Origin of the sequence: Pseudomonas sp. EGD-AK9 (genome assembly GCF_000465935.2) — a bacterium.
Classification (GTDB): domain Bacteria; phylum Pseudomonadota; class Gammaproteobacteria; order Pseudomonadales; family Pseudomonadaceae; genus Aquipseudomonas.
Map to the genome: position 1 here is coordinate 19,578 of NZ_AVOF01000030.1, position 14,060 is coordinate 33,637.

A 14,060-nucleotide genomic window follows, 5' to 3' on the forward strand; every position below is an offset into this window, starting at 1 on the left:
GTGCGGTAATCGCAAATCCCCGGAAAACTGATACCCGGTGCTGCACGCCCGCACGACCTGCCCTAGAATGCGCGGCCGTTTTCTCAGGCTGTCCGCACCATGCCCTTCTCCACCCCCGCCCGCGCCTGCGGCATCGACTTCGGCACCTCCAACTCCACCGTCGGCTGGCTGCGACCCGGCCAGGACAGCCTGCTGGTGCTGGAAGACGGCAAGATCACCCTGCCCTCGGTGATCTTCTTCAACACCGAGGAACGCCGCCCGGTCTACGGCCGCCAGGCCCTGCACGAGTACCTGGAGGGCTACGAAGGCCGCCTGATGCGCTCGCTGAAGAGCCTGCTGGGCTCCAAGCTGCTGAAGAGCGAGACCACGGTGCTGGGCAGCGCGCTGCCGTTCAAGGCGCTGCTCGGCTTCTTTATCGGCGAGCTGAAGAGCCGCGCCGAGCGCCTGGCCGAGCGCAGCTTCGACGAGGTGGTGCTGGGCCGCCCGGTGTTCTTCGTCGACGACGACGCGCAAGCCGACCAGGAGGCGCAGAACACCCTGGTGGCGGTGGCGCACCAGCTCGGCTTCAAGGAAGTGTCGTTCCAGTACGAGCCGATCGCCGCGGCCTTCGACTACGAGTCGAACCTGGACCGCGAGGAGCTGGTGCTGATCGTCGACATCGGCGGCGGCACCTCGGACTTCTCCCTGGTGCGCCTGGCCCCCGAGCGCCACCAGCTGGCCGAGCGCCAGGACGACATCCTCGCCACCGGCGGCGTGCATATCGGCGGTACCGATTTCGACAAGCAGCTGTCGTTGGCCGGGGTGATGCCGCTGTTCGGCTACGGCAGCCGGATGAAGAGCGACGCCTTCATGCCCACCAGCTACCACCTCAATCTGGCCACCTGGCACACCATCAACGCGCTGTACGCGCAGAAGACCCAGCTGGCGCTGCAGAACATGCGCTACGACATAGTCGACGCCACCGGCATCGACCGCCTGTTCGGCCTGATCGAACAACGCGCCGGGCACTGGCTGGCGATGCAGGTGGAAGACAGCAAGATCGCCCTGAGCGAGCAGGACGCGCGCGCCATCGACCTGTCGCGCGTGGAGCCGGGGCTGGTCGCCGAACTGAGCCGGCCGCTGTTCGAAGAGGCCATCGAGCCGCTGCTGGAACGTATCCGCGCCAGCCTCGGCCAGCTGCTCGCCGATGCCGGTATCGCCGCAGAGCAGGTCGACACGCTGTTCTTCACCGGTGGATCCAGCGGCGTGCCGGCGCTGCGCCAGAGCGTGGCGGCCATGCTGCCCAATGCGCGCAGCGTGGAAGGCAACACCTTCGGCAGCATCGGCAGCGGCCTGGCCATCGAGGCGAAGAAGCGCTACGGCTAAGGCGCGTTGCGTCCGGAGACCGAAGGTTGGGCTGAGGAGCCCGCGACGAAGCCCAACGAGGTCGTCCGCCGGCCCGCCGTTGGGCTTCACGGCGCGCAGCGACAATCTACCGGGGGCCGGCCGATTCTGTTTCCAAATGCTGCCCACCCGCCGCGGCGCGGGCTGCAGGGTCTAGGTTTACCCGGTGTTCAACAGCCACACCGGGTGACCGCCATGCTGAAGAAACTGCTGCTCCTCGCCACCGCGCTCGGCCTGCTGCTGGCCGGCGCCCTCGCCCAGGCCCACCACGGCTGGAGCTCCTACGACGCCGATCGGACCCTGACCCTGGAAGTGCCGCTGCAACAGGTCCACTACCGCAACCCCCACGCCGACGTGAGCATCGAGCACGACGGGCGCAGCTGGCTGGTGATCCTCGCCCCGCTCAGCCGCCTGCAGGCCCGCGGCCTGCAGGAAGCCGACCTGACTGCGGGCAAGACCGTGACCATAGTCGGCTACCCGCGCAAGGACGGCACCGCGGAGATCCGCGCCGAGCGCATCATCGTCGACGGCCGCACCATCGAACTGCGCTAGATGGACGTGCTGACCGCCTGGGCCGCCTGGCTGGAGGCCTCGGCCCTGGGCGAGCAGATGCGCGGCTCGACGCTGCTCTACCCGGCGCTCAACCTGCTGCATCTGCTCGGCCTGGTGCTGTTGCTCGGCAGCATGCTGCTGCTCGATGCACGCCTGCTCGGTGCCGGTCGCGGTTTCCCGCTGGCGGCGGTGTCGCGCGCGCTGACGCCGCTGGCGGTGGCCGGCCTGCTGTTGTTGCTGGGCAGCGGCTTCTGCCTGTTCGCCGCCGACGCCGGGCCACTGCTCGGCAACCGCCTGCTGCAGTTCAAGCTGCTGCTGATCGCCCTGGGTATCGGCAACGCCCTGTTGTTTCGGCATCTGTGGAGCGCCCGGCTGAGCGACTGGGACGGGCGCGCACCGCTGCTCGGTCGGCTGCAGGCTGCGCTGTCGCTGCTGGCCTGGCTACTGGTGATGAGCCTCGGCCGCCTCCTGGCTTACTTCTAGCCCGGCGCGCTTTGCCTTATCCTGCGCGCCTTCGCCCCCCAACAGGAATGCCCCGATGAAAGCCCAGCTGGAAGAACTGATCGCCAAGATAAGCTCCGGCTGCCTGCCCGAGGACGAGATCGCCCGCATCGCCGACGAAGCGGCGCAGGCCTATGCCGACCCGGCCACCTTCCTCGCCGCCAACCCCGACGTCAACTACGACGACGACTTCCCCATCCCGCTGGGCGAATGGGTGGTGGTCGGCAGCCTGCCGGATACCGTGCTGTTCCAGGCCGACAGCTACCAGGAGCTGTTCCAGCAGATCACCGAGTCCTTCGGCCCGCAGGTGCCGTTCGTGCTCAAGGCCAAGCAACTGGCCAAGACCGAACCGCTTACCGCGCTCAATCGCATCCAGGTGCAGCTCTCGGCACTGTCGCCGGAAACCGGCGGCTATGTGCTGGTGGACTTCAGCGAACCGCTGGACGACGAGCTGCAGGCGGTGCTGGTGTACGCCAGCGACCTGCCGCGGGTGATGGAGCTGGCGGTGGAAGTGGGCATCTACGCCGCGCCGGCGCTGGAGGCCTTGAAGGCGGCGCAGGCGGGGGAATAAGCCACAGGGCTTGCCCTCTCCCCAGCCCTCTCCCATAAATGGGAGAGGGCGCTAATCGCGCCTATCCCGCGGCCCACTCTTTCTCCGGAGATACCATGCGCCCGATCCGCCTCGCCCTGTTGCTCAGCCCCCTGCTGCTCGTCGCTTGCGGCGGTGCCGAGACTGCCACCACCGCCACCCTGCAGGCGCAGAACGCGGCGCAAAAGCAGCAGCAGATGGAACAACTCAAGCAGCAGATCGACCAGGTCAATCAGCAGGCCCAGCAGCGCCTGCAAGAGCAACTGGACGCCGCCGACCAGTAATCGCCTACAACACCCCGCGCAGCGCCTTCTCGAACAACGCGGCGTACTGCGCGGCGCTGAAGGCGATGGGGTTGGTGCCGGCCGAGGGATCGACCTCGGCCATGCGCCCGACCTGCTCGATGCGCGCGTCGTCGATGCCGATCTCGCCCAGGCTGTGGGCGATGCCCACCTCGCTGCGCAGCGCCAGCACCCAGTCCAGCACGGCGTCGAAGCCGCTGCCCGGCAGCGCCAGGTAGCGCGCCAGCTTCTCCATCTGCGCCTCGATGGCGCCGCGATTGGCCACCAGCACGTAGGGCATCAGCACCGCGTTGAGCAGGCCGTGGTGGGCGTCGTACAGCGCCCCCAGCGGATGCGCCAGAGCGTGCATGGCACCGAGACCACGCTGGAAGGCGGTGGCGCCCATGCTCGAGGCCACCAGCATCTGCAGCCGCGCCTCGACGTCGGTGCCCTGACTGACCGCCCGCGGCAGGTACTGCTGCACCAGGCGCATGCCTTCCAGCGCGATGCCCTCGGCCATGGGATGAAACAGCGGCGAGCAGAACGCCTCCAGGCTGTGCGACAGCGCGTCCATGCCGGTGGCGGCAGTGATCTTCGCCGGTAGGCCGACCGTCAGTTCCGGGTCGAGAATCACCAGCGCCGGTAGCATCCGCGCGTGGAAGATGATGCGCTTGATATGCGCCGCGTCATCGGTGATCACCGAGGCGCGGCCGACTTCCGAGCCGGTGCCGGCGGTGGTCGGCACCGCCACCACCGGCGCCATGCCGGCGACATTGACCCGGCTGGCGTTGTCGCCGACGTCCTCGAAGTCCCACAGCGGACGAGCCTGGCCGACCATCAGGGCGATGGCCTTGCCGGCATCCAGCGCCGAGCCGCCGCCGAAAGCGATCACCCCGTCATGCCCGCCGGCCTTGAAGGCGGCCACGCCGTCCATCACGTTGCCACCGGTGGGGTTGCCCTTGATCGCCGAGAACAGTCCGGCCTTCAGCCCGGCGTCGCGGCACTGGCGCAGCGCCGCGTCGATCATCGGCAGCGCGGCCAGGCCGGGGTCGGTGCACAGCAGCGGCGCGCGCATGCCGAGCTGGCGGCAGGACTCGGCCAGCTCGCTGATGCGGCCGACGCCGACGCGTATCGCGGTGGGGTAGTTCCAGTTCATGCGGTATCGATTCAGGTCCATGGCGCGCCTCACAGCTGAGTCTTGAAGTGGAAGGATTTCGGCCGGGTCAGCTGCTCGTAGCCGACCTGCGACAGGGTGCAGCCGCGCCCGGAGTGCTTCACCCCGGTCCAGGCCAGGCCGGGGTCGAGGTAGTCGCAGCGGTTGAGAAACACCGTGCCGGCCTCCACCCGATCGGCCAGGGCCATGGCAGCATCGACGTCGCGGCTGAAGATCGCCGCGGTCAGGCCGAACTCGCTGTCGTTCATCAGCGCCAGCGCCTCCTCGTCGCTGGCGACCTTCTGGATGCCCACCACCGGGCCGAAGGATTCCTCGGTCATCACCCGCATGCCGTGGTGCACCCCGGTCAGCACCTGCGGCGCCAGGTAGGGCGTGCCTGACGCATCCAGGGGAAACTCGGCCGGGTCGATATGCGCCCTGGCGCCCTGCTCGACCGCCTCGGCGATCTGGCCGCGGACGAAGTCGGCGGCGTCGCTGCGCACCAGCGGACCGAGGGTGGTTTCCGGGTCGTCCGAGCGCCCCAGCTTGTACTGGCGCACCAGCGCCACCGCCTGCTCGACGAAGGCGTCGTACAGCGACTCGTGCACGTAGATGCGCTCGATGCCGCAGCACGACTGGCCGGAGTTGAAGAAGGCGCCGTCGATGGCGGTTTCCACCGCGTGCTGCAGGTCGGCGTCGGCGCGCACATAGGCCGGATCCTTGCCGCCCAGCTCCAGGCCGACGCTGATAAAGCGCCCGGCCGCCGCCCGCTCGACCATGGCCCCGCCCGGCACCGAGCCGGTGAAGGCGACATGGGCGATGCTCGGCGCCTGGATCAGCGCCTCGGTGTCACCGTGGCTCAGGTGCAGGTACTGGAACACGCCTTCGGGCAGGCCGGCCTCGGCGAAGGCCTCGACCATGCGCTCGGCGCACAGCGGGGTCTGCGCCGAATGCTTGAGCAGCACCGCGTTGCCCGCCAGCAGCGCTGGCAGCACCGCATTCACCGCGGTCAGGTAGGGGTAGTTCCAGGGTGCGATGACCAGCGCCACGCCCAGCGGCTCGCGGCGGATAAAGCGGGTGAAGCCGGGCTTGTCCGGCAGGCGAATGTCGGCCAGCGAGCCCTCGGCGATATCGGCCATATGGCTGGCGCGCTCGACGAAACCGCGGATCTCGCCGGCGGCGTAACGGATCGGCCGCCCCATCATCCAGCACAGTTCCTCGGCCAGCTGCGCCTCGCGTGCGGCGAAGGCGGCGATGGCGCGCCGGCCGATGGCGATGCGCTCACTCAGCGGCGTGCGTTTCCAGGTCTGCTGCGCCAGCTCGGCCCGGGCCAGCGCGGCCTGGATCTCGGGGTTGGAGGCCAGACGACGCTCGACGTAGACCGAGCCGTCGATGGGAGAAATGCATTGCAGCTTGCTCATAAGGTGCTCCAGAAACCTGCCCGCGTGGCCTGGATGCATGCCGGGGACACTCGGCAACAGCGCCCCGGATTGCATCCAGGCTAGGGGAATGGGGTATCAGATGATTTCGAAGTAGCGATCCAGCTCCCAGTCGCTGACATGGCGGCGGTACTCGCGCTCTTCCCATTCGCGGCTGGCGGCGAAGTGCTCGACGAAGGCGTCGCCGAACAGCTCGCGCGCGGCCTGCGAGGCCTTCAGGCGCTGCGCCGCATCCCACAGGGTGCGCGGCAGCGCCAGCTCCTCGGGATGCTTGACCGCATAGGCGTTGCCGCTGACCGGCGCGGTCGGCTCCCACTCCTGCATGATCCCGTAAAGCCCCGAGCCGATGGCCACCGACAGCGCCAGGAAGGGGTTGCCGTCAGCGGCGCCGAGGCGGTACTCCTGGCGCTGCGACTTGTCGCTGCCGGGTATCACCCGCAGCGCCGCGGTGCGGTTCTCCACGCCCCAGGTGGCGTCGGTGGGCGCCCAGAACCCGGGAATCAGACGCCGGTAGCTGTTCAGGGTCGGCGCCACCATGCACAGGAATTCCGGCATCAGGCGCTGCTGGCCGGCGAGGAAATGCCGCTGCAGCTTGCTCATGTTGTGCGCCTGGCTGGGGTCGTAGAAGGCCGATTTGTCGGTCGCGCGGTCGCGCAGCGAGACGTGGATATGCCCGCTCTGCCCCGGGTACTTGCCCGACCACTTGGCCATGAAGGTGGCCATCAGGCCGTTGCGCTGGGCCAGCACCTTCATGAAGGTCTTGAACAGCGCGCCCTTGTCCGCCGCCGCCTCGGCGCGGTCATAGGCGATGGCAGCTTCCAGCACGCCGGGACCGGTCTCGGTGTGCAGGCCCTCGATGGGAAAATCCATGCTCTCGCCCATCTCGAGGATCTGGTGGTAGAGCTCGGCATGCACCGAGTTACGGATCATCGAGTAGCCGAACCAGTCCGGGGTGAACGGCTTGAGGTCGCGAAAGCCCTTGGCCCGCGCCGACTCCGGCGTCTCGTCGAACATGAAGAACTCGTACTCCAGCGCCGCATAGGGCTCGAAGCCCATGCCCTGGCAGCGCTCGACCACCCGCCGCAGGGTGCCGCGCGGGCACACCGCCTCGGCCTGCTGGTCGAATTCGGCGAGAAACAGCAGCATGCCGTTCTCGAAGGGAATCTCACGGCAGGTGTGCGGCAGGATGCGCACCGGCGCGTCGGGGTAACCGGTGTGCCAGCCGGTGTACTGGGCGTTGTCGTAGAGCTGGTCCTTGACGTCCCAGCCGAGCACCACGTCGCAGAAGGCGAAGCCGTGCTCCAGGGCGGAGAAGAACTTGCTGCGGCTCATGTACTTGCCGCGCATCACCCCATCGTTGTCGAACAGACCGACTTTCACGTGGCTCAGGCCACGCTCCTCGACGATGCGCCGGGCATCGCCCAGGGTCTTTACATCCCGTGGTTTGAACATGCTAACCCCTGTGTCTTGTTGTTATGGCGGGCGGGTTGGGCGAGCGGCTGGGCAGCCATGACCGCCTAGGCCGGCGGCGCATGGGCACAGCGCGACGCCTCTCACAGCGTCCGTTTCAGGCCCATTGAGTGTGGTACAGGATTGCCGGGCTGGCAGGGCTGGGGCGGGAAAAATCTGCGGGGGGCGGCGCAAGGGCCTCAGGACGACTGGCGATGACCTTGCGGCGACTGCGGTTCGTGGGCGACCCCGCGACACCTACACAGGGCAGCGGGCGGCGCCATAAAAAACCGCGCCCGTACCTCGCGGTACGGGCGCATGGCCTCACCTGACAGCCGCCGGATTCAACCGCGATAAGGCGCTCCCGCCTTGGCCATCAGCGCATTGTACTTCTTGAAGATGTCCACCACCTTGGCGCAGCGCGGGCTGGTCTTGGCGATCTCGTCCCAGAACTTCAGCGCCTCGGCCTCCACCGTGGCCCACTCCTCGGCCGGGATGGAGGTCAGCTGCAGCTTGCCGCCCTCCACGCGCAGCTGCGCCTCGCCGCCCCAGTACCAGTGCTGACGGTAGTAGTTGGAGCTGTCCATGCACAGCTTGAACAGGGTCTTGAGGTGTTCGGGCACCTCGGCCCACTTGTCCGAGTTGGCGAAGTAGGAACCGATCCAGGCACCGGAGATGTTGTTGGTGAGGAAGTACTTGGTGACGTTGGCCCAGCCGACGGTGTAGTCCTCGGTGATGCCGGACCAGGCGATGCCGTCCAGCTCACCGGTCTGCACCGCCACCTCGACGTCTTCCCAGGGCAGGGTCACCGGGATCACGCCGAAGCGGGCGAGGAACTTGCCGGCGGTGGGGAAGGTGAAGATGCGCTTGCCCTTGAGGTCGTCGAGCTTGGTGATCGGCTGCACCGTGGCGAAGTGGCAGGGGTCCCAGGCGCCGGCGCCGAGCCAGGTGACGCCCTTGACCTCGCCGTAGGCCTCGGCCCAGATGTCGTTGAGGCCGTACTGCTCGAACAGCACCGGCACGTCGAGGCTGTAGCGGGTGGCGAAGGGGAAGTAGCCGCCGAACACCGAGACGTCCACCGGCGCGGCGATGGAGTCGTCGTCGCTCTGCACCGCGTCGATGGTGCCACGCTGCATGGCGCGGAACAGCTCGCCGGTGGGTACCAGCTGGTCGGCGAAGTACAGCTGGATCTCCATCTGGCCGTTGGCGGCCTTGTTGAAGGCGTCGATCGACGGCTTGATCACGTGCTCGGCCAGCGCCGGGCCAGCGTAGGTCTGCAGGCGCCAGGTGATCTTCTTCGGCTCCTGCGCGTAGATGTGCGCCGAACCCAGGGCGGCGGTGCCGACCGCGGCGGTTTTCAGGAAATCGCGTCTCGTACTCATGCTGTTCTCTCCAATAGTGTCGATGCAGATGCAATACAACCGCTCATTACCGCCGCAGCCGCAGCGGCCTTGCCAGTGACCGGCAGGCGCCGGCTCGACTGCTGGCGCGCCAGGCGCGCCGATTTCCGAAGCTCAGCCGCCGTAGTGCAGCTGCGGCAACCACAGCGCCAGCTGCGGGAAAACCATCACCAGGATCAGGGTCAGGACCATCACCAGCACGAAGGGGGTGACCGAGACGTAGATGTCGCGCAGGCTCACCTCGGGCGGGGCCATGGCGCGCATGAGGAACAGGTTGTAGCCGAACGGCGGAGTCATGTAGGCGATCTGGCAGGTGATGGTGTAGAGCACGCCGTACCACACCAGGTCGAAGCCCAGCGCGCCGACCAGCGGAATGTAGAGCGGTGCGACTATGACCAGCATGGCAGTGTCGTCGAGGAACATGCCCATGATGATGAACGACAGCTGCATCATGATGAGGATCTGCCAGGGCCCCAGGTGCAGGCTGTCGACGAAGAAGGTCTCGATCGCCCGCACCGCACCGAGGCCGTCGAACACCGCGCCGAAACACAGCGCAGCGAGGATGATCCACATGAACATGCAGCTGATGGCCAGGGTCTTGCGCAGCGTCTCCTCCAGCACCTGGCGGTTCAGCCGGCGCTTGACCAGCGCCATCAGCATGGCCGCGGCGGCGCCCACCGCGGAGCTTTCCACCAGGCTGGTGTAGCCCAGCAGGAACAGCCCGGTCATGGCGAAGAAGATGAACAGCGGCGCCAGCCCGGCGCGCAGCAGCAGCAGCTTTTCCCGGCGGCTGACCTGCAGCCGCTCGGCCTCGGCCAGGGGCGGGCCGAGCTGTGGCTGCAGACGGCAGCGCACGACGATATAGAGCACGAACAGGCACGCCATCAGCAGGCCGGGAATGGCCCCGGCCAGCCACAGCTGGCCGACCGGCTGCCGGGCGATCATGCCGTACAGCACCAGCACCACGCTGGGCGGAATGAGGATGCCCAGCGAGCTGCCGGCCTGGATCACCCCGGTGACCATGATCTTGTCGTAGCCGCGGCGCAGCAGCTCGGGCAGGGCGATGCTGGCGCCGATGGCCATGCCGGCCACGCTCAGCCCGTTCATCGCCGAGATCACCACCATCAGGCCGATGGTGCCGATGGCCAGCCCGCCCGGCAGCGGCCCCATCCACACGTGGAACATCTTGTACAGGTCTTCGGCCAGGCCGGACTCGGAGAGCATGTAGCCCATGAACACGAACATCGGCAGGGTCAGCAGCGGGTACCACTTCATCAGTTTCATCGCCGCGCTGAAGGCCATCTCCGAGCCGCCGTCGCCCCACAGCAGCAGCGCGGCGGCGGCGGCGACGAAGCCGATGGCGCCGAACACGCGCTTGCCGGTGAGCAGCAGCAGCATCATCGAGGAGAACATCAGCAGTGCGATCAGCTCGTAGCTCATCACAGCGTCTCCCCGCGGGCCGCGTAGAGGTCCTTGAAGAAGGTGGCGATGGCCTGCAGCAGCATCAGGGCGATGCCGAAGCACATGACGATCTTGATCGGCGCCATATAGGGCGACCAGGCCGAGTAGCTGGTTTCCTGGTATTCCAGGGCGTATTCGGTGGAGGAGATGCCGCCGATCAGCAGCAGCACCAGGTAGAAGATCAGCATGAACACGGTGATCGCATCGACCACGGCGCGGGTGCGTGGCGACCAGTGGCTGTAGGCCAGGTCCATGCGCACGTGGGCGTCGAGCTGCATCGAGTAGGCGCCGCCGAGCAGGAAGTAGGCGACCATGAGGAACTGGGCGCTTTCCAGGGTCCAGATCGAGGGGGTGAAGAAGGTCTTGCTGATCGAGGAATACAGCAGCACCGCCAGCATGGCGAAGATCAGGTACATGGCGAAACGCCCGACCCTCCGGTTGAATGCGTCCACGACCCGGACGAAAGCTCGAATGCCCTTGCGCATGCAGTTTCCTGCTTTTTTGTTCGTTATCTCGTCAGCCTAGACGAAGATTCGCCAAAGCCAACCGCCCCGCCTGGCCATAGCAGGAAACGCGCCAGCCACCCTGGCCGCGCCCTTCCCCGAACAAAATCAACGGCTTGAAAACTACCGGGCTAGAGCCGCAGCGCGCCAGGAAGGCGGCGAGCACCGAGGCGGTGCGCAGCGGGCCTATTCCAGGGGCATCTGGCCATGATCGGCACACAGCCGCCGGTTATCAGAAGCCCACCGCCAGCATCCACAGCGGCAAGCTGATCGCCGCCAGCAGGGTCGACAGCGAAATCGCCGCGCTGACGCTGCGGCTGTCCTCGGCGTTGCGGGCAAAGGCCATCACGTTGACCCCGCTGGGGCAGGCGGCGAGCAGCACCAGCACCGTGCGCGCCGTGTCGTTCAGCCCCGGCAGCTGGCCGCTGAGCCACCAGACCAGCGCCGGGAACAGCGCCAGCTTGGCCAGCGCCACGCCCCAGGCCTCGCCGGTGGGGCGCAGGCGGTAGCGCGACAGGCTGGCGCCGAGCACGATCAGCGCGCAGGGCAAGGCGGCCTGGCCCAGCCAGGTCACCGCCCGCCACAGGCTCTCCGGCACCACCAGCCCGGACAGGTTGAGCAAGGCGCCGAGCGCCAGGCCGATGATCATCGGGTTGGCCAGGTTATTCAGCAGCGCGCGGCCGTCGACCCGCTCCTGACTGCCAAAGGCGGCGTAGAAGCTGTGCAGGGAAAACAGCGTAAGGCTGTGGAACACCAGGATGGCGAAGACGTAGAGCAGACCGTCGTTGCCCATCAGGCTGGCGATCAGCGGAATGCCCACCAGCACGTTGTTGGAGAAGGCCGCCACCAGCCCCAGCGGCGACGCCGTGCCGCGGCGCCAGTGGGCCAGCGCGTTGACCGCGGCGAACACCAGCAGCACCGGCAGGTAGTAGGCCAGCAGCATCGGCGACAGGCCCTCGGCCAGCGACGCCTTGGCGATGCCGGCGAACAGCAGCGTCGGCATGAACAGCTTGAAGGTGATATTGGCCAGGCCGGCCGCCGACTCGCTGGTGAGCCACTGGCGCCAGCCCAACAGATAGCCGAGAACGATCAGGGCGAAGATCGGCAGAATCGCCTGTACCGCGAGCATGGGTGCACCTGCCTCCAGAAAATCGCGTCAACCGGAAGCGGCCCGCGCAAGGGGCGCCAAGCATACGCGCGGCAGGCCGAGGATGCGACCCGACGAGCGCGCGCCGCCCCCCCCTGCAAAACCTCCTGGCAAGGCCTTGGACACGAGCTGAAAGCCGCGTTGCAGAGCCTTTTCAGCCTGCATCAACAGGGTCGATGGTCACTATCAGGCCAGTCAAGTTCTTATCTGCGCGCATGTCCCGAACAATTGGCCCCGAAGTCACTTATCACTCCCTACGGAGACATCGACATGAAAAGCCAACTGACCCTCGCCGCCCTGGCCCTTAGCCTGCTGACCACCAGCGTTTTCGCCGCGCCGAGCAGCGCGCCCTTCCCTCTGGTGGGCGAAGCCAAGGACAGCCAAGTGCAACAGCAACCCATCGCGCCGCTGGCCGAGAACGGTGCCGAGCGCACGCCGGGCGCCCAACGTATCCAACTGGCCGAAGACGGCTCCGACCGCACCCCCGGCAGCCAGCGCATTCAGCTGGTGGAAGGCGGCTACGAGCGCACCCCCGGCGCCCAACGCATCCAACTGGCCGAGGACGGCTCCGACCGCACCCCCGGCAGCCAGCGCATCCAGTTGGTAGAAGGCGGCTACGAGCGCACCCCGGGCGCCCAACGCGTGCAGTTGGCCGAAGGCGGCGCCGATCGTCTGATCGAGCAACGCGGGCGCACGGCCTGAGCCCTATCGCAACACCCCCCAAGCCCGGCGCATGCCGGGCTTTTTTATGCCCTTTCGCGCGAGCCACGCGTGCAAATGGCGAGTCACGCCCTTCCTGCAGCGGGCAAACGGTAGATCCAGATGCGCCGCAGCACGGTTCCGAACTGAGCCCACAGGCTGCCGCAGTTGTAATGCTGGCCGTAGCGCGCGGCGATCTGGCGCACCTCGCGCGCCAGTTCGGCATAGCGCCGCGCCGGCAGGTCGGGGAACAGGTGGTGCTCGATCTGGTGGCTGAGGTTGCCGGTGAGAATATGCAGCAGCGGCCCGCCGCTCAGGTTGCTTGAGCCGCGCAGCTGGCGCAGGTACCAGTGGCCACGCGTCTCGCCCTGCAGCACCGCCGGCGCAAACACCGCCGCCTGCTCGGTGAAGTGGCCGCAGAAGATCACCAGGAAGGTCCACAGGTTGCGCAGCAGGTTGGCCAGCAGATTGCCCGCCAGCACGGCCAGGGCATTGGCGCCGAGCAGCAAGGCCAGCAGCGGAAACGCCAGGTAGTCCTTGCCCCACTGGCGCGCAAGCTTGGCGCCGAAGCGGCGCGCCAGCGGGCGCACCTCGTCCTGGCCGATACGGCCCTTGAGCAGCTGGTCCAGGCGCAGATGCTGGATGGCCACGGCGTACTGGAACAGCAGCGCCTGGATCGTCACCCACAGCGGCTGCCAGCGGTAGAAAGGCTTCCAGCGCTGCTCGGGAAACAGCCGCACCACGCCGTAACCGACGTCGTCGTCCATGCCCAGCACATTGGTGTAGCTGTGATGGACGTGATTATGGGTGTGCCGCCAGAAATCGGCCGGGCCGACTATGTCCCACTCGTACTGGCGACCGGCGAATTCCGGGTCGTTCATCCAGTCGTACTGGCCGTGCATGACGTTGTGGCCCAGCTCCATGTTCTCGAGGATCTTGCCCAGGCCCAGCAGCAGGCTGCCGAGCAGCCAGGTCGGCGGAAACCAGCCGAACATCAGCAGCGCGCGCCCGCTCCAGCAGCACAGGCGCACGGCGCCGCGCACCCGGCGAATATAGCGCGCATCCGCCTCGCCCAGATCGTCCAGGGTACGCCGGCGCAGGGCGTCCAGTTCGGCGCCGAAGGCCTGCAGCTCGGCCGGACTCAGTTCGCGGTCGGGGCGGTTGTTCACAGGTCGATCTCCACATCCCCATGGGGGGCGCTGATGCATAGACGAATGGGCTGCCCCGGCTCGGCGAACAGCGCGCCGCTGCGCAGGTCGCGCACCGCGCCGGCGAGCAGGGTGCAGGTGCAACTGGCGCAGATGCCCTGGCGGCAGCCATGGGCCGGCCGCAGGCCGTTGGCCTCGGCCTGCTCCAGCAGGCTCTGGCCAGTGTTGCCGGCGGCCTGCTGACGACTGCGGGCAAAGCCCAGGCGCACCGTGCCGGTGCCGTCGAGCGGCGCCGGCGGACTGAAGCTTTCCCATTGCAGGCTGGCGCCGCGCCCCGCCGCCTGCCACCCGGCCT

15 protein-coding genes are annotated in these 14,060 nt (G+C 67.6%); 6 read left to right on the forward strand and 9 right to left on the reverse strand.

The features are described 5' to 3' along the window. The first annotated feature begins 99 nt into the window (after positions 1-99). The 5 genes from N878_RS01410 (at position 100) to N878_RS01430 (ending at position 3,309) form a co-directional block, all read left to right on the forward strand. Positions 100-1,365 carry an Hsp70 family protein gene (locus N878_RS01410; protein ID WP_021441896.1) on the forward strand — a complete coding sequence of 422 codons (1,266 nt, stop codon included), beginning with the start codon at positions 100-102 and terminating at the stop codon, positions 1,363-1,365. 213 nt (positions 1,366-1,578) lie between these two features. Continuing rightward, a complete protein-coding gene (locus N878_RS01415; protein ID WP_031302553.1) occupies positions 1,579-1,935 on the forward strand; it encodes a DUF6152 family protein in 357 nt (118 codons plus the stop codon). Then, the gene (locus N878_RS01420; RefSeq protein ID WP_021441898.1) at positions 1,936-2,418 is read left to right on the forward strand and encodes a hypothetical protein; all 483 of its coding nucleotides are present in this window, start codon (positions 1,936-1,938) and stop codon (positions 2,416-2,418) included. A gap of 55 nt (positions 2,419-2,473) precedes the next feature. Further along, a complete protein-coding gene (locus N878_RS01425; protein WP_021441899.1) occupies positions 2,474-3,007 on the forward strand; it encodes a hypothetical protein in 534 nt (177 codons plus the stop codon). 95 nt (positions 3,008-3,102) lie between these two features. Next, on the forward strand, positions 3,103-3,309 hold the full coding sequence (locus N878_RS01430; protein ID WP_021441900.1) for a hypothetical protein: 207 nt from the start codon (positions 3,103-3,105) through the stop codon (positions 3,307-3,309). Positions 3,310-3,313: 4 nt separating this feature from the next. Here the strand turns inward: N878_RS01430 and N878_RS01435 are convergent, their stop codons facing one another. From N878_RS01435 to N878_RS01465, 7 genes are all read right to left on the reverse strand, one after another. Beyond that, positions 3,314-4,483, reverse strand: a complete 1,170-nt coding sequence (locus tag N878_RS01435) for an iron-containing alcohol dehydrogenase (RefSeq protein WP_031302554.1) — start codon at positions 4,481-4,483, stop codon at positions 3,314-3,316. Positions 4,484-4,491: 8 nt separating this feature from the next. Continuing rightward, the gene (locus N878_RS01440) at positions 4,492-5,880 is read right to left on the reverse strand and encodes an aldehyde dehydrogenase family protein (protein ID WP_021441902.1); all 1,389 of its coding nucleotides are present in this window, start codon (positions 5,878-5,880) and stop codon (positions 4,492-4,494) included. Positions 5,881-5,976: 96 nt separating this feature from the next. Continuing rightward, positions 5,977-7,350, reverse strand: a complete 1,374-nt coding sequence (locus N878_RS01445; RefSeq protein WP_021441903.1) for a glutamine synthetase family protein — start codon at positions 7,348-7,350, stop codon at positions 5,977-5,979. Positions 7,351-7,691: 341 nt separating this feature from the next. Next, positions 7,692-8,729, reverse strand: a complete 1,038-nt coding sequence (locus N878_RS01450) for a TRAP transporter substrate-binding protein (protein ID WP_021441904.1) — start codon at positions 8,727-8,729, stop codon at positions 7,692-7,694. Positions 8,730-8,861: 132 nt separating this feature from the next. Continuing rightward, a complete protein-coding gene (locus tag N878_RS01455) occupies positions 8,862-10,187 on the reverse strand; it encodes a TRAP transporter large permease subunit (RefSeq protein WP_021441905.1) in 1,326 nt (441 codons plus the stop codon). Next, on the reverse strand, positions 10,187-10,693 hold the full coding sequence (locus N878_RS01460; protein WP_031302555.1) for a TRAP transporter small permease subunit: 507 nt from the start codon (positions 10,691-10,693) through the stop codon (positions 10,187-10,189). The genes N878_RS01455 and N878_RS01460 overlap by 1 nt, the downstream gene beginning before the upstream one ends. A gap of 250 nt (positions 10,694-10,943) precedes the next feature. Continuing rightward, on the reverse strand, positions 10,944-11,840 hold the full coding sequence (locus N878_RS01465) for an AEC family transporter (RefSeq protein WP_021441907.1): 897 nt from the start codon (positions 11,838-11,840) through the stop codon (positions 10,944-10,946). 288 nt (positions 11,841-12,128) lie between these two features. Between N878_RS01465 and N878_RS01470 the strand changes: the two genes are divergently transcribed. Then, positions 12,129-12,560, forward strand: a complete 432-nt coding sequence (locus tag N878_RS01470) for a hypothetical protein (RefSeq protein ID WP_021441908.1) — start codon at positions 12,129-12,131, stop codon at positions 12,558-12,560. A gap of 83 nt (positions 12,561-12,643) precedes the next feature. Here the strand turns inward: N878_RS01470 and N878_RS01475 are convergent, their stop codons facing one another. Further along, positions 12,644-13,765, reverse strand: a complete 1,122-nt coding sequence (locus N878_RS01475) for a fatty acid desaturase (RefSeq protein WP_051365791.1) — start codon at positions 13,763-13,765, stop codon at positions 12,644-12,646. After that, positions 13,723-14,060, reverse strand: a 338-nt coding sequence (locus N878_RS01480) for a 2Fe-2S iron-sulfur cluster binding domain-containing protein (RefSeq protein ID WP_031302556.1), incomplete at its 5' end; no start/stop codon positions are given. The genes N878_RS01480 and N878_RS01475, both read right to left, overlap by 43 nt.

What these genes read in the sequence shown, in the direction of transcription:
- N878_RS01460 (WP_031302555.1), bottom strand. Translation starts at nt 10,693, where the DNA reads ATGCGCAAGGGCATTCGAGCTTTCGTCCGGGTCGTGGACGCATTCAAC.
- N878_RS01410 (WP_021441896.1), top strand. Translation starts at nt 100, where the DNA reads ATGCCCTTCTCCACCCCCGCCCGCGCCTGCGGCATCGACTTCGGCACC.
- N878_RS01420 (WP_021441898.1), top strand. Translation starts at nt 1,936, where the DNA reads ATGGACGTGCTGACCGCCTGGGCCGCCTGGCTGGAGGCCTCGGCCCTG.
- N878_RS01440 (WP_021441902.1), bottom strand. Translation starts at nt 5,880, where the DNA reads ATGAGCAAGCTGCAATGCATTTCTCCCATCGACGGCTCGGTCTACGTC.
- N878_RS01455 (WP_021441905.1), bottom strand. Translation starts at nt 10,187, where the DNA reads ATGAGCTACGAGCTGATCGCACTGCTGATGTTCTCCTCGATGATGCTG.
- N878_RS01450 (WP_021441904.1), bottom strand. Translation starts at nt 8,729, where the DNA reads ATGAGTACGAGACGCGATTTCCTGAAAACCGCCGCGGTCGGCACCGCC.
- N878_RS01465 (WP_021441907.1), bottom strand. Translation starts at nt 11,840, where the DNA reads ATGCTCGCGGTACAGGCGATTCTGCCGATCTTCGCCCTGATCGTTCTC.
- N878_RS01430 (WP_021441900.1), top strand. Translation starts at nt 3,103, where the DNA reads ATGCGCCCGATCCGCCTCGCCCTGTTGCTCAGCCCCCTGCTGCTCGTC.
- N878_RS01475 (WP_051365791.1), bottom strand. Translation starts at nt 13,765, where the DNA reads ATGCATCAGCGCCCCCCATGGGGATGTGGAGATCGACCTGTGAACAAC.
- N878_RS01470 (WP_021441908.1), top strand. Translation starts at nt 12,129, where the DNA reads ATGAAAAGCCAACTGACCCTCGCCGCCCTGGCCCTTAGCCTGCTGACC.
- N878_RS01445 (WP_021441903.1), bottom strand. Translation starts at nt 7,350, where the DNA reads ATGTTCAAACCACGGGATGTAAAGACCCTGGGCGATGCCCGGCGCATC.
- N878_RS01425 (WP_021441899.1), top strand. Translation starts at nt 2,474, where the DNA reads ATGAAAGCCCAGCTGGAAGAACTGATCGCCAAGATAAGCTCCGGCTGC.
- N878_RS01435 (WP_031302554.1), bottom strand. Translation starts at nt 4,483, where the DNA reads ATGGACCTGAATCGATACCGCATGAACTGGAACTACCCCACCGCGATA.
- N878_RS01415 (WP_031302553.1), top strand. Translation starts at nt 1,579, where the DNA reads ATGCTGAAGAAACTGCTGCTCCTCGCCACCGCGCTCGGCCTGCTGCTG.